Genomic DNA, 14,404 nt, shown 5'->3' on the forward strand with positions numbered 1-14,404 from the left:
ATGAGTGAGAGCGCAGCACAGCGGCCGTCCGGGCGCGGACGCTTCATCACCTTTGAAGGCGGCGAGGGGACTGGCAAGTCGACCCAGATCAAGAAGCTCGCCGACCGCCTCAAGGCAGCAAGGATGCGTACCCTCGTCACGCGCGAGCCGGGCGGCTCGCCGGGTGCCGAGATCATGCGCCATCTGGTGCTGTCGGGGATGGGCAAGCTGCTCGGCCCCGAGGCCGAGACGCTGCTGTTTGCAGCCGCGCGCGATGACCATGTCCGCACCGTGATCGAGCCCGCGCTCAATCGGGGCGCCTGGGTGCTGTGCGACCGCTTCGCCGACTCGACGCGGGCCTATCAGGGCAGCCTCGGCCGCGTGCCGGTGGGCCTTATCAACGCGATGCAGCGGGTCACGATCGGCGATCTCAAGCCTGACCTCACCCTCATCCTCGATTTGCCGGTCGAGATCGGATTGCAGCGCGCCGCCGCGCGTCGTGGCAGCGACACGCCCGATAGGTTCGAGGGCGAGCAGCTCAGCTTCCATCAGGGCCTGCGCGAGGCCTATCGCAAGATCGCTGCGGACGATCCCGGCCGCTGCGTTCTGATCGATGCCAATTCCGATCCTGACACGGTTGCTGGACGAGTCTGGACGGCGCTGCGCGACCGTCTTCTCCCGACCCCTGCATCGGTGGTTTCCCGATGAGCCCGCGCCAGGCCGAACGTGAAACCGCCATTCCGCATCCGCGCGAGACGAGCCTTCTGTTCGGCCATCGCGAGGCCGAGACGGCGCTGCTGGCGGCCTATCGCAGCGGGCGGATCCCGCATGCCTGGCTGATCGGCGGGCCGCAGGGCATCGGCAAGGCGACGCTCGCCTATCGCATGGCGCGCTTCGTGCTCGCCCACGGCCAACCGCTGGCGCCGACCGTGCAGCGCGCCGAGAACCTCGCGATCGATCCGAGCGACGCCGTGGCACGCCAGGTGGCCGCAGAATCCCATGGCGGTTTATTGACGCTCGAGCGCACCGCGAACGACCGCGGTGTGATGCGCACCGTGATCACCGTGGACGAGACGCGCGAGACCATCTCGTTCTTCGGCTCAACCGCGGCGGCCGAGGGCTGGCGCGTCTGCATCGTCGATACCGTCGACGAACTCAATCCAAATGCGGCGAACGCGCTTCTCAAGATCTTGGAGGAACCGCCGCAGCAATCGCTGTTCCTGCTGGTGAGCCACGCGCCTGCGCGCGTGCTCGCCACAATTCAGTCGCGCTGCCGCAAGCTGCGCCTGCGCCCGCTCGCGACCGACGAGGTGATCGGTGCAGCCGCAGCGACCGCGGAGCTCGATGTCAACGACCCCGCGCTGCGCGAGGCGGCGGAGGCCTCCGAGGGCAGCGTTGCGCGGGCGCTGACGCTGCTCGGCGGCGATGCCCTCAAACTTCAGCAGCGCACGGCGGCGCTTTTGGCGCGATTGCCACAAGTCGATCCGCGCGAACTGCACACGCTCGGTGATTCGCTCGGCACCAGCGACCGCGTCGCGCTCGCGGCCTTCATCGACGGCATCGACCGCTGGATCGCCGAGCGCCTGCATGCCGACGAGGCCAATGCCAACCAGAACCTGCCGCGCCTTGCGCGCCTTGCGGAGGTATGGGAAAAGATCGTCCGCGCCGCGCGCGACACCGAAACCTACAATCTGGAGCGAAAGCCCTTGGTTTTCTCGGTGTTCGGCTGGCTGGCGGACGCAACGCGCTAGAGCATGATCCGGAAAAGTGTGTAGCGGTTTTCCGAGAGGATCATGCTCAAAACAATAACCTAACGCAGGTTCGTTTCCAAATTTCGAGAAGCCGGTAAAGGAATTCGTCGTGGCAACGCGAGCTAAGAAAACCGTCAAAGCCAAAAGCAGCAAGAAGGCTGCCAAAAAGGCCGTGAAGAAAGCCGCGAAAAAGGCTGTGAAGGCGCGCGCGTCCAAGGCCGCCAAGAAGGTCAAGAAGACCAAGAAGGCTGCCGCCAAGAAGGGCGTGAAGAAGAGCGCGGCTAAGACGAAGAAGGCCGGCAAGAAGGCTGCGAAGAAGCAGGTCGTCGCCAAGAAGGCGGTGAAGAATGCGGCCAAAAAGGCAGCCAAGTCTCCGGCGACGAGCAAAGCTCCGGCGAACAAGGTCGCCGAGAAAGCGAAAGCGAATGCGCCAGCCGTGATCTCCGCACCGGCTCCTGTTGTCACGCCGCCGAAGGTTGTGAAGCCCAAGGTGTCGAAACCCAAGGCGCCGTCCGCACCGAAGCCCGTCGCAGCTCCGCAAGCCGCAGCTCCCGTTGCCGCTCCTGTGCGTGACAACGTCTTCTACATCACGACGGCAATCGCCTATCCCAACGGCATTCCGCATATCGGTCACGCCTATGAGGCGATCGCGACCGATGCGCTGGCGCGCTTCGCGCGGTTCGACGGCAAGGACGTGTTCTTCCTCACCGGCACCGACGAGCATGGCCTGAAGATGATCCAGACCGCGCAGAACGAGGGCCTGACCCCGTCCGCGCTCGCCGCCCGCAACGCCGGCCGCTTCAAGGACATGGACGAGCGGTTGAACGTGTCGTTCGACCGCTTCATCCGCACCACCGAGGAGCAGCACCATCGCTCCAGCCAGGAGATCTGGCGGCGCATGGCCGCCAACGGCGACATCTATGCCGACACCTATGCCGGCTGGTACTCGGTGCGCGACGAAGCCTATTACGCCGAGGACGAGACGCGCTTGAACGATGATGGCGTGCGTCTGGGGCCTCAAGGGACTCCGGTCGAATGGGTGGAGGAGAAGAGCTACTTCTTCCGCCTGTCGGCCTATCAGGACAGGCTGCTGAAGCTCTACGAAAACCATCCTGAATTCATCGGCCCGGACTCGCGCCGGAACGAGGTGGTGAGCTTCGTGCGAGGCGGCCTGCGTGATCTCTCGATCTCGCGCACCACCTTCGACTGGGGCGTGAAAGTCCCCGGCGACGAAGAGCACGTGATGTATGTCTGGGTCGACGCGCTCACCAACTACATCACCGGTGTCGGCTTCCCCGACGAGAGCGATGCGAACTGGCGCTACTGGCCGGCCGATGTGCACATCATCGGCAAGGACATCATCCGCTTCCATGCGGTGTACTGGCCGGCGTTTCTGATGTCGGCCGGCATTCCCGTGCAGAAGCGGGTCTATGCCCACGGCTTCCTGTTCAGCAGGGGCGAGAAGATGTCGAAGTCGGTCGGCAATGTCGTCGATCCCTTCAACCTCGCCGACCAATACGGCGTCGACCAGATGCGCTACTTCTTCCTGCGCGAGGTGCCGTTCGGTCAGGACGGCAACTACAACCACGAAGCCATCGTCGCGCGCATCAATGCCGATCTCGCCAACGACCTCGGCAACCTCGCGCAGCGCTCGCTGTCGATGATCGCCAAGCAGCTGGGCGGCGTTTTGCCGGAGCCTGGCGCGTTCAGCGACAACGACAAGGCGATGCTGGCGCAGGCCGACGGCATGATCGCTGCGAGCCGCGAAGCGATGGCGACGCAGCAGATCCACCACTGGCTCAACGCCGTTTGGGCCGTGGTCGCGGAGGCCAACCGCTATTTCGCGGGCGAGGCGCCGTGGGCGCTCGCCAAGACCGATCCTGGCCGGCAGAAGACGGTGCTGTATGTCACCGCGGAAGTCGTGCGCCAGATCGCGATCCTGGCCCAGCCGGCGATGCCGACCGCCTCGGGATTGCTGCTCGACAGCCTCGGTATTCCCGAGTCCGAGCGCAATTTTGTGACGCTCGGTGGCACCAAGCGCATTGCGCCCGGAACGACGCTGCCGGCGCCGACGCCTGCCTTCCCGCGCTACATCGAGCCGGCGGCGTAGGACGATCGCACCATGCTGGTCGACAGCCACTGCCATCTGGATTTTCCGGACTTTGCGGAAGACCTCGACGGGATCGTGTCGCGCGCGCGTGCGGCCGGCATCAAGCGCATGGTCACGATCTCGACGCGGGTACGGAAGCTGAACCAGCTTCTGGCCATCGCCGAGCGTTACGACGAAGTCTATTGCTCGGTCGGGACTCATCCGCACAACGCGGATGAAGAGGACGGCATCGCGCCGGACGAGCTGATCGCGCTAACGCGGCATCCCAAGGTCGTCGCGCTCGGAGAGGCCGGGCTCGACTATTTCTACGATAACGGTTCGCCCGAGGCACAGGCGAGGGGCTTTCGCGCTCATATCGCCGCCGCCCGCGCCACCGGCCTGCCGCTGGTGATCCACACCCGCGAGGCCGACGAAGACTGCGGCCGTATCCTGGAAGAGGAGACGGCCAAGGGATCGTTTAACGCCGTGCTGCATTGCTATACGGGTGGGCGCGAGCTGGCGCTGAAGGCGGTTTCGCTGGGGCTCTATATCGGCTTCACGGGCATCCTGACCTTCAAGAAATCGGAGGCCCTTCGCGCCCTCGCGGGCGAATTGCCGCCTGACCGTATTCTGGTTGAAACAGACTCGCCCTATCTTGCGCCCGGCAAGTTCCGGGGCAAACGCAACGAGCCGGCCTATGTGGTCGAGGTTGCCAAGGTGCTCGCCGAAACGCGTGGCGTGTCGCTTCAAGAGATATCACGCCAGACCACCGAGAATTTCTTCCACCTGTTTTCCAAGGTGACAGCCTGAATCTGGGAGCCGCATGACGCTGACGCTGACGATCCTGGGCTGCGGCTCTTCCGCCGGCGTGCCGCGTCCGGCACTCGGCTGGGGCGCCTGCGATCCCAACAATCCCAAGAACCGGCGTCGCCGCTGTTCGCTGCTGGTCGAACGGACCTCGGAGCACGGCACCACGCGCATTGTCATCGACACCTCGCCGGATCTCCGCGAGCAATTGCTCTCGACCAATGTCGACCACATCGACGCGGTGTTCCTGACCCACGAGCACGCCGACCAGACCCACGGCATGGACGATCTGCGCTCGGTGGTCATGCACATGCGGCGGCGTATTCCGACCTATTTCAACCAGTCGACCGCGAAGGACATCCTGGCGCGGTTCTCCTATTGCTTCATCTCGCCGGAGGGCAGCGACTATCCGCCGATCCTGACCCGGCATTCGATCGAGGCCGGCGAAAGCCAGACCATCCTGGGAAAGGGCGGCGCGGTGACGATGACGGCCTTCCTGGTGCAGCACGGCGCCATTCCCGCACTCGGCTATCGCATCGGGGACGCCGCCTACACGCCCGACCTCAACGACATCCCGCGCGAGAGCTGGGGCGCGCTGGAAAATCTGGACCTTTGGATCGTCGACGGTCTGCGCTACACCAGCCATGTCAGCCATTTCAGCATCAACGACGCGCTGTCCTGGATCGAGCGCTTCAAGCCGAAGCGCGCCGTCATCACCAACATGACGGCCGACGTCGATTACGAGGTGATCCGGCAGTCGCTGCCTGCCGGGGTGGTGCCGGCCTATGACGGAATGCGGCTGGAGACGTATTGAGGGCGCCTACCAGGCGTAGCGCAGCACGGCCTTGCCGGTGTAGGCGCGCACCAGGCTCGACACTTCGCTGTCGAAATTCACTGCAGCCGACCAGCCGTTCAGGTCGCGCAGCTCGATCGCAACGCCTGTCAGCGCCGCGTTCGACGCCAATGTCGTGCCGTTCGTGATCAATCCCTGACGGGGCAGGGACTGGAACGCCGCCGGGATCGACTGCCCCGCGCTGAAATCATGCGCCCAGGCGAGCCGCCCGCGCAGGTTCATCACGCTGCCCAACAGCGCAAAGGAAGCGCTCGTGCGCAGGCCGAGCTCGGTACGGCCGTCGGTGAAACTGTCGCCGCTAGGCGCTGCCGCAAACCCGTTGGCCGCGTCGGGTGGCTGCGTCGCGTTGGAGGGCAGGCGGAAGGTGGTGGCCTGAGCCGCCGCATAGGGCGTGACGCCGAGCCAGGGCATGGCAAAACGATAGCCGCCTTCGATCCGGCCGGAATAGGCGTTGGCGTTGATCGCCGTGTTGAAGTCGGAGCCGGCCGGCGCCACCGCTTGATCGTTGCTGATGGCCTGCCACCCATAGGCAAGCGCGGTGGCGACATAAGCCGATCCGGCCGTATGCCTGACGAAGGCGCCGGCCTGGAACAGATCGGAGTGGCCGCTCGAAAAATTATTGGCGAAGCCGGTGCCGCCGCCGGCAAGCGCAAATCCCATCCGCGTCTGCGGCGACAGCCAATAGTCGGCGCCAACCACCGTGCCGAAGCTCCGGCTGGCCGAGCCGGTGCCGCCGGTCGATACCTGCGAGCCGCCGAAGCCGGCGGCCCAGACGTTCCAGCGCGGGGCAGCGAGCGAGGGCTTGCCGTAGACCGCCCCATAGGCCTCGCGTCCGATGCCGCCATGCGTCCGGTCGTTCCCCATGGAGGCGTAGGCGGAGAGCTCTGCGTCGAATTCGGCGGGCCCGATGCCGCGGCCGTCGACGGCGGGATCGAGCAGGGCGTGCGTGAACTGCGTCATCGCCATGAACGTGGTCTGCGCCGTCTCGGTCTGCGAAGCGCCGGCGGAGCCGCCGCCAAAGGCCTGCCGCATGCCGGCGAACCTCGCCCCGCCGGCAAAGCCCTGCGGATCGGCGTTCCAGCCGTAGTTCGGTTGCATGCCGCCGCCCCCACCGCCATTGCCGACCCAGGCCCCGGCGAAACCCGGCGCCGGGGGAGCGGCGAACGGCGCGGGACCGCCAAGACCGTTGAAGCCGTAGCCGGGTGCATTTTGGCCGCTGGGCCCGAGATTCTGCGGGCCGGCAAACGCGCCGAACTCGCGCATGACCTGCGCGCCGGCTGCGTTGGGCAGCAGCAATCCGGCCGTCAATAGCAGCAGCGCCAGACGCGCACGCGCGTCCGCGCTCACGATACCAACCGCATGAGGCGCCCCAACCGCGCCGGTCGCCAGCCACGCAGCCCGCGCGGCAAATCCGTCGGGAATCAGCGAATCCGGTTACACGGAAAGGTAAATGCGTCGCTGACGTTTTCCAATCTTTTCCGGCCGTGTCCGGATGTCGTCAAACATGCACGATCGGTTTCAGGACGAATCGCAGTCGTGGTGGAGGCGCAGTGTCAATCCGGGGTTTGCATGGAAGACGATCGGGACACCGACGCAATTTTCGGGGGTGATGCGTCCTACAGTTGCAATCTATTCTTGGTGCCTCGTATAGTAAGGTAGCGGAGGTGCACACTATGACTGACCCCTTAACCGTCGGAGCATTGGTGGCAGCAGCGCTTGGGATGGCAGGTGAAGCCGTTCTAAAAGGCGCTGTAGGGGAAGCTGTCAAAGATGGCTATAAGACCCTCAGGGACAAAGTTGCGGGTTGGGCTGATAAGGATGTTCGGGCTTTGGAACAGGCCCCGACGTCGGCTGCCCGTAGAGCAGTGATTGCCGAAATTTTGGACGCAAAGCCGTTGGAAGAGGTGACACCGGCTCGTGACCTAGCAGAGCAGCTCATTGCTGCGTTGAAGGCTGGCGGAGCAAGTACAAGTACCGGCCTTGATATAGGCAGTTTGCACGCCGATGAAGCCATCATTCGTGAAATCAAGGTCCGGAGCGGAACTGGAGCGCGAATAGGGGAAGCTCACGTTTCGGGAACTTTCGCTGTCGAAAAGATCGACGTGGGAAACGCTTCGGGAAAATCCTGACAGCAGCGGACCAGCACCCGACCGCTGCGTCGAACATCGGGTTCTACGGCAATATTCAAGCCCAAACGGTCGGCCTGACAATTGGGAGCACTGTTGGCTCTCCGGCGCGGACATTCGCAAGCAACATTCCACCTCGCGATCTCCCGTTTGTTGGCCGCAGTGAATTGCTCAGACAGATCAGCGAAATTTTAGTTGATCCGTTGCGCGACGGTGTCTTGGTTCTCCGCGGTCAAGCCGGAGTTGGAAAGAGCGAGGTCGCCAGAGAATTCGCCCGACGCAGCCGCAGCAGATATCCCGGCGGGACTTTTTTTCTTGACGCGCGGCCCGACAGGCTCGTTGTCGAACTCGCGAGAATTGGAAGAACGTGGCTCGGCCTTAATCTTCCTTCGGACTTCAGCCTTGAAGATCAAGCAATTCGCGCGCTTAGCGCGCTTTCTGCCGCGCCTTCTTTGCTCATCTTTGACAATGCGCAGTCGGAGGAAACGATACGATCCTGGCTGCCACCAGCGGGCATGCCCTGCCATGTCTTGGTGACTTCGCTGATGGAGTACGAAAATCAAGGCTGGCGCGCGATTTCTGTCGTTCCACTTTCGGATACTTCCTCTCTAGAACTCGTTGACAAAATGGGTGGCGAGGGCGTTCCCACAAAGCTTCGGGATCAGGTCGCATCTCAAGCGCAYGGCTTGCCGGTCCAATTGGTACCGCTGGCTCGTGCCCTACGACGAGCGGTAAGTCGTGACCGGATCGCTTCAGTCCAGCTAGCCCTGAGCACAGAGGCATCTGAGAGTTTCTCTAGCGTTTATGATCAACTCAGTTCAGCTACACGCGCCCTGCTGCAGGCCGCCGCGCGGTTAAATTACCAAAGGATCATCACATCGGAACTTAAGTACCATCTAACACAGGGTGGCGGGTGGAGCGACGATGAGTTCGAAAAGAACCTCGATATCTGTGTGGATCTCGCGATGCTTGAGGGGCATGCCGAAATGCGCATGCATCAGCTTTTTTCCGCATATGTTCGTACTCGCACATCCTGGAACCAAGGCTCCAGTGATATCGCGATCATCCAAAGTCAGGCCCGGCGCATGATTGAGTTGGCGCGGCAACTGCACGAAAATCCTAGTCGATCTGATCTAGCGAGTGCTCTAACGATGTACTCGATACGACTCCAGGATTGGGAGGAGTGCGAATCTGCCTTTTCTACGAGCGGAGTCGACGAAATAGGCCAAGCTCTCGTTGATATTGGCCAGTTCGATGCGGCTCGTTCGTGGTGCGAATGGGCCGTCAACAAAAAGGAACAGTACGAAGCGGCGAACGCTAACGCGGATCACGAGAGCATCGGCAAGAGTCTTCATTTGGTAGGTTTTTGCTTTAGCAACAAGGGTGAGTACGAGAACGCACAGAGGTGGCTTGAGCGCGCCGTTGCAAGTAAGAAGAGAGGCAACCTGGAGGGGCGAGTTGATCATGACAGTCTCGGAAAGAGCCTGCACTCACTTGGCTATTGTTTGAGCCGCGTCGGTAAACCTGACGACGCACTTTTGCAGTTCGAGCTTGCAGTTGGCGCCAAAGAGAAATCGATCATCAAAGTGTGGGCGTAAGTTTGCATCAAATTGGCATCTGCTCATTCGATGCCAACGACTTCGATTATGCCCGCTCATGGTTTGAGAGCGCTGTTGCGGAAAAGCAGTTGGGTGACGTTTTTGGTCGGATTAATAACCATAGCTTGAGCTTAAGCCTTCACTTCGTTGGATGCTGCCTAAGGCAAGTTGATAGATCTGAGATTGCGGTGGGATGGTTCAAACGAGCAGTCTCGGAAGCCGAAAAGGGCGACACACAGGGCCGCCCGTATTCAGAGCGGCTTCGAGACAGCTTGAGATCCCTTTCAGACTGTCTAAATGAGCTGGGTCAATCTGCTGAGGCAGCCTTGATAAACCTACGTCTCGAACGCGAGAATTAGTCGAACTACGGAATAGCGGCTCAGGCCGAAATCGCCTTCGCCGAGCCGACCACGTTGCGCAGCAGGAATTTCTGGATCTTTCCGGTCGAGGTCTTCGGGATCGGCCCGAACACGACCGCTTTCGGCGTCTTGAAGCCCGACATGTGGCTGCGGCAGAAAGCGATGATGTCGGCCTCCGTCGCACTCGCGCCGTCCTTCAGCTCGACGAAGGCGCAGGGCACCTCGCCCCATTTCGGATCGGGCTTTGCGACCACGGCTGCGAACAGCACGGCCGGGTGCTTGTAGAGGACGTCCTCGACCTCGACCGAGGAGATGTTCTCGCCACCGGAGATGATGATGTCCTTGGAGCGGTCCTTGATGATGACGTAGCCGTGCTCGTCGAGCACGCCGAGATCGCCGGTGTGAAACCAGCCGCCTTCGAAGGCTTCCCTGGTCGCCTTCTCGTTCTTCAGATAGCCCTTCATCACGATGTTGCCGCGGAACATGACCTCGCCGATGGTCTCGCCGTCGCGCGGCACCTCAACCATGGTCTGCGGATTGATGACGGTGACGCCTTCCTCGAGCGGGTAGGGTACGCCCTGCCGCCGCTTCATCCGCGCGCGCTCGGCGGCCGGGAGCTCGTCCCATCCGGGCTGCTCGGCGCAGACGGAGGCGGGGCCGTAGACTTCGGTCAGCCCATAGACATGCGTGAGCTTGATGCCGATGTTTTCCGCGCCTTCGAGCACGGCGACCGGCGGCGCGGCGCCGGCGATCAGGCCGACGACGCGACGGGCCGCGCTGCCCTTCGGCGCGTCAGGCGCGTTGATCAGCGTGTTGTAGACGATCGGCGCGCCGCACATGTGGGTGACGCCGTGGGCCTTGATCAGCTCGAATATTTTCGTCGGCTCGACCTTGCGCAGGCAGACATTGATGCCGGCGGCGGCCGCGATGGTCCAGGGGAAGCACCAGCCGTTGCAGTGGAACATCGGCAGCGTCCAGAGATAGACCGGATGCTGGCCGAGTTGGCCTGCGAGGATGTTGCTGACGGCGTTGAGATAGGCGCCGCGATGATGGGTGACGACGCCTTTGGGATTCCCGGTCGTGCCCGAAGTGTAGCTCAGCGCGATCGCGTCCCATTCGTCCTTCGGCGGGATCGCGGCGAAGGTCGGATCGCCCTGCGCAACGGCGGACTCGTATTCGATCTCGCCAATGCGCGCGCCGCCCTTGAAGGCGGCATCGTCGACATCGATCACGAACGGTTTTGGGCCGCTCATCTGTGACAGCGCATCGGTGATGACGCCGGAAAACTCGGGATCGACCAGAACGATCTTCGCTCCGCCATGATCGAGCTGAAAGGCGATCGAAGGCGAATCGAGGCGGATGTTGAGTGCGTTGAGCACGGCGCCGGTCATCGGCACCGCGAAATGCACCTCGTTCATCGCCGGGATGTTCGGCAGCATCGCCGCCACCGTATCGCCGACGCCGATGCCCTTGCCGGCGAGCCAGGAGGCAAAGCGCCGGCAGCGCTCATAGGTCTGCGCCCAGGTGAAGCTGCGGCCTTCGTAGACGGTGCTGACGTGATCGGGATAGACCGCGGCGCTGCGCGCGAGAAAGCTGAGCGGTGTCAGCGGCACGTAGTTGGCGGGGGTCTTGTCGAGGCCGATATTGTACTGGTTCTGCCGTTCACTCATCGACACCCTCCTCAAAAGCGTCTCAAAGGAATCCGATCGATATCCAGGGGAAGATCGCGACGATGATCAATCCCACCAGCAGCGCCAGCAGATAGCCCCAGATCGGCCTGATGCCTTCGGCCGGGTCGACGCGTCCGATGGCGCAGGCGGCATAATAGCCGACGCCGAACGGCGGGGCGAATAGCCCGATACCCATCGCCAGAATGATCACCATGGCGTAGTGCACCTCGTGCACGCCGACGGCACGTGCGATCGGGAACAGCAGCGGCCCGAACAGCACGATCGCCGGGATGCCTTCCAGCACGCTGCCGAGGATGGTGAAGGCCAGGATCGAGACGGCGATGAAGGTCGCGGACCCGCCCGGCAATCCCGTCATGGCCGCGGCCAGCGAGCGCGAGAAGCCGGACTGGGTCAGGCCCCAGGCCATGCCGGTCGCGGTGCCGATGATCAGGAGAATGGCGCCGGACAGCGCCGCGGTCTCGACCAGCATCGGAAACAGCCGCCGCCAGTCGAAGCGGCGGTAGATCAGGAGGCCGACCAGGGCGCCATAGACGATGCCGATGGTGGAGACCTCGGTGGCGGTGGCAACGCCTTCGACCACGGCGTAGCGGATCACGAAGGGCAGCGCCAGCGCGGGCAGGGCGACGATGAAGGTCTTGCCGATCTCGGACGCCCTGGCGCGGCGGACATGGCTCATGTCCTCGTGGCGGTAGCGCCACCACACCAGCATGCAGAGCGTGATCGCGAGCACCACGCCGGGCAGGAGGCCTCCGGTGAACAGCGCGGCGATCGAAACGCCCGTGACCGAGCCGATGGTGATCAGCACGAGGCTCGGCGGAATGGTCTCGGTCTGGGCACCCGTCGCTGCAAGAAGCGCGACGAGATCGCCGGGGCGGGCGCCGCGCTGCTTCATCTCCGGGAACAGCACGGGCGCAACGGCGGCCATGTCGGCCGCCTTGGCGCCGGAGATGCCGGAGACCAGATACATGGCGCCGACCAGCACGTAATGCAGGCCGCCGCGGACATGGCCGAGCAGGCTGGCCAGGAACGCCACCATGGCGCGCGCCATGCCGGTCATTTCGATCAGGAGCCCAAGGAATACGAACAGCGGCACCGAGAGCAGGATGAGGTGGCTCATGCCCTCGTCCATCCGCCCGACCAGCACCATCACCGGCGTCCGCGTGGTCAGCGCCAGATAGCCGTAGATCGCGAGCCCAAAGCCGAACGCAATGGGAACGCCGGCAAAGACGCAGAAGCCGGCGACGCCGACGAAGAAGATGACCAGGTTGAGATTGCCGAGCGGGCGCAGCGAGGGCTCAGCCAGCCAGAACAGGCCGATCACGACGGCAACCGACAGGATGGCCGCGGCAACCATCCGATAGTCCGCCGCGCGCAGCAGCCGCAGTGCCGCGAACGCCGCCATCAGGCAGATGCCGGCCGGGAGTGCCGCGGCGCGCCACATGTTCGAGATCTGCAGCGCCGGCGTGGTGATGTAGCTCTCTTCGTAGGCGTAGTCGTAGGACGGCCAGACGATCAGCGCCAGGAACGCCAGCGCCGCACAGGTCGCGACCAGATCAAGATAGCCACGCATCGCCGGTCTTGCGCTCGCGACGATCGCGGTCATGCGCATGTGCTCGGAGCGGCGGAACGCCACGGCCGCGCCCAGCATCGCCAGCCACAGGAACAGGATCGAGGCCAACTCGTCCGACCAGATCAGCGGCCGGTGCAGGCCGTAGCGCGCGACCACGCCGGCAAACAGGATCACGATCTCGGCGACCACCAGGATCGCCGCCGGGATTTCGACGATGAGGCCGAGCGCGCGCTCCGTTGAGGCCAGCAACGAAGGTCGGCGAGGGGACTGCACAGTCGCCTCGCCCGCCGCTCCGGTCACCTCAGCCTCGATCTGAGCCATGACGGCCCCAACGCGTTACGACAGCTTGCCGACGGCTTTTTCCAGCAGATCCCAGGCCTGGTCGCCATACTTGCCTTTCCACTCGGCATAGAAGCCGGCCGTGCGCAGCTTGTCGCGGAACGGCGCCACCGTGGGCTGGTTGAAGATCAGGCCCTTGGCCGCGAGCTCCTGCTGGAGATTGGCGTTCAGCTTGGCCGTGTCGGCGCGCTCGTTGACGGCCGCGGCGTTGATGTTCTTGGCGACGACGGTGCGGACATCCTGTGGGAGCTTTTCCCAGGCGCGGCGATTGGCCAGGAACCAGAAGCCGTCCCACATGTGGTTGGTCAGCGAGCAGTACTTCTGCACCTCATAGAGCTTCGCGGTCGAGATGATCGCCAGCGGGTTTTCCTGGCCCTCGACGATCCTGGTCTGGAGCGCGGAATAGACTTCGGCGAAATTGATCGAGGCGGGCGCCGCATCGAACGCCTTGAACATCGAGGTCCACAGCGGCGACACCGGCACGCGGATCTTGAAGCCCTTCAGATCGTCCGGGCCCGTGATCGGCTTGCTGGACGACGTGGTCTGGCGGAAACCGTTGTCCCAGATCCTGTCCATGACCTCGAGGCCGGCCTTCTTGATCTCGCCACGCACGAAGGCGCCGAGGTCGCCGTCCATGGCCTTCCAGACCGTGTCATAGTCCGGGAATGCGAAGCCGATGCCGTTGATCGATGCCGCCGGCACCAGGGTCGCCAGGATCAGGCCGGACAGCGTGAAGAACTCGACGCCGCCGGAGCGGATCTGGCTCAGCATGTCGGTGTCGGAGCCGAGCTGGTTGTTCGGAAAGATCTGGAGGTCGAAGCGCCCGTTGGTCTCGCTCTTGATCGCCGCAGCCATCTCCTTGGCGCGCGCGTTCATCGGATGGGAGTCCGGCAGGTTGTTGGCGTATTTGTAGGTGAACTCGGCGCTCTGGGCGCGTGCCACGTAAGGTGCGCCGATGCCGCCCAGGACCGCGGTCGCGGCGGAGGCCTTGAGAAGCGTGCGTCGGGAAAAGCTCATGGGTCTGCTTCCTCGGAAGGTTTGTTCTTGTTCTGAGACGCAAACCTATACGGACGTCACGTCAGAAGGTCATCTGCGATCTCGCGCGGCTTCGCTTATTGCAGCCGGACAACGTCACGGCAATATCGCTGTCGGGCCGATGGCCTCGAAACAAAAAACGCGAAAACAACCCCATGCACAGTAGCCGTCAAGGGCTGGCAGGAAGCGCAATGGCCTGGGTGAGAA

At 63.5% G+C, this 14,404-nt stretch carries 11 protein-coding genes; 7 read left to right on the forward strand and 4 right to left on the reverse strand.

Annotation, left to right across the window (positions count from 1 at the left end):
• From tmk to ACXJMY_RS09405, 5 genes are all read left to right on the forward strand, one after another.
• Positions 1-687: a dTMP kinase gene (tmk, locus tag ACXJMY_RS09385; RefSeq protein WP_456619037.1), complete on the forward strand. Its 687-nt coding sequence runs from the start codon at positions 1-3 to the stop codon at positions 685-687.
• Positions 684-1,730: a DNA polymerase III subunit delta' gene (locus ACXJMY_RS09390; RefSeq protein WP_456619038.1), complete on the forward strand. Its 1,047-nt coding sequence runs from the start codon at positions 684-686 to the stop codon at positions 1,728-1,730. Before tmk ends, ACXJMY_RS09390 begins: the two co-directional genes overlap by 4 nt.
• 109 nt (positions 1,731-1,839) lie before the next feature.
• Complete coding sequence (gene metG / locus ACXJMY_RS09395; RefSeq protein ID WP_456619039.1) at positions 1,840-3,840, forward strand: methionine--tRNA ligase; 2,001 nt, start codon at positions 1,840-1,842, stop codon at positions 3,838-3,840.
• A 12-nt stretch (positions 3,841-3,852) separates the two neighbouring features.
• On the forward strand, positions 3,853-4,629 hold the full coding sequence (locus tag ACXJMY_RS09400) for a TatD family hydrolase (RefSeq protein ID WP_456619040.1): 777 nt from the start codon (positions 3,853-3,855) through the stop codon (positions 4,627-4,629).
• 13 nt (positions 4,630-4,642) lie between these two features.
• Positions 4,643-5,440, forward strand: a complete 798-nt coding sequence (locus tag ACXJMY_RS09405; protein WP_456619041.1) for an MBL fold metallo-hydrolase — start codon at positions 4,643-4,645, stop codon at positions 5,438-5,440.
• A gap of 6 nt (positions 5,441-5,446) precedes the next feature.
• Here ACXJMY_RS09405 and ACXJMY_RS09410 read toward each other — a convergent pair whose 3' ends face one another.
• Positions 5,447-6,826, reverse strand: coding sequence for an autotransporter outer membrane beta-barrel domain-containing protein (locus ACXJMY_RS09410; RefSeq protein WP_456619042.1), 1,380 nt, complete (start codon positions 6,824-6,826; stop codon positions 5,447-5,449).
• Positions 6,827-7,152: 326 nt separating this feature from the next.
• On the opposite strand from ACXJMY_RS09410, the gene ACXJMY_RS09415 reads away from it, so the two are divergent.
• Both ACXJMY_RS09415 and ACXJMY_RS09420 read left to right on the forward strand, forming a co-directional pair.
• Positions 7,153-7,608 carry a hypothetical protein gene (locus ACXJMY_RS09415; RefSeq protein WP_456619043.1) on the forward strand — a complete coding sequence of 152 codons (456 nt, stop codon included), beginning with the start codon at positions 7,153-7,155 and terminating at the stop codon, positions 7,606-7,608.
• A 164-nt stretch (positions 7,609-7,772) separates the two neighbouring features.
• Positions 7,773-9,203: a hypothetical protein gene (locus ACXJMY_RS09420; protein ID WP_456619044.1), complete on the forward strand. Its 1,431-nt coding sequence runs from the start codon at positions 7,773-7,775 to the stop codon at positions 9,201-9,203.
• A 379-nt stretch (positions 9,204-9,582) separates the two neighbouring features.
• Here ACXJMY_RS09420 and ACXJMY_RS09425 read toward each other — a convergent pair whose 3' ends face one another.
• Genes ACXJMY_RS09425 through ACXJMY_RS09435 form a run of 3 tightly spaced genes read right to left on the reverse strand, consistent with a single transcriptional unit; the run spans position 9,583 to position 14,179 of the window.
• Positions 9,583-11,232 carry an acyl-CoA synthetase gene (locus ACXJMY_RS09425; protein WP_456619045.1) on the reverse strand — a complete coding sequence of 550 codons (1,650 nt, stop codon included), beginning with the start codon at positions 11,230-11,232 and terminating at the stop codon, positions 9,583-9,585.
• Positions 11,233-11,254: 22 nt separating this feature from the next.
• Complete coding sequence (locus tag ACXJMY_RS09430) at positions 11,255-13,144, reverse strand: TRAP transporter large permease (protein ID WP_456619046.1); 1,890 nt, start codon at positions 13,142-13,144, stop codon at positions 11,255-11,257.
• Positions 13,145-13,159: 15 nt separating this feature from the next.
• The gene (locus ACXJMY_RS09435; RefSeq protein WP_456619047.1) at positions 13,160-14,179 is read right to left on the reverse strand and encodes a TRAP transporter substrate-binding protein; all 1,020 of its coding nucleotides are present in this window, start codon (positions 14,177-14,179) and stop codon (positions 13,160-13,162) included.
• Positions 14,180-14,404 lie beyond the last annotated feature (225 nt).

Source organism: Bradyrhizobium sp. P5_C12 (genome assembly GCF_054049735.1).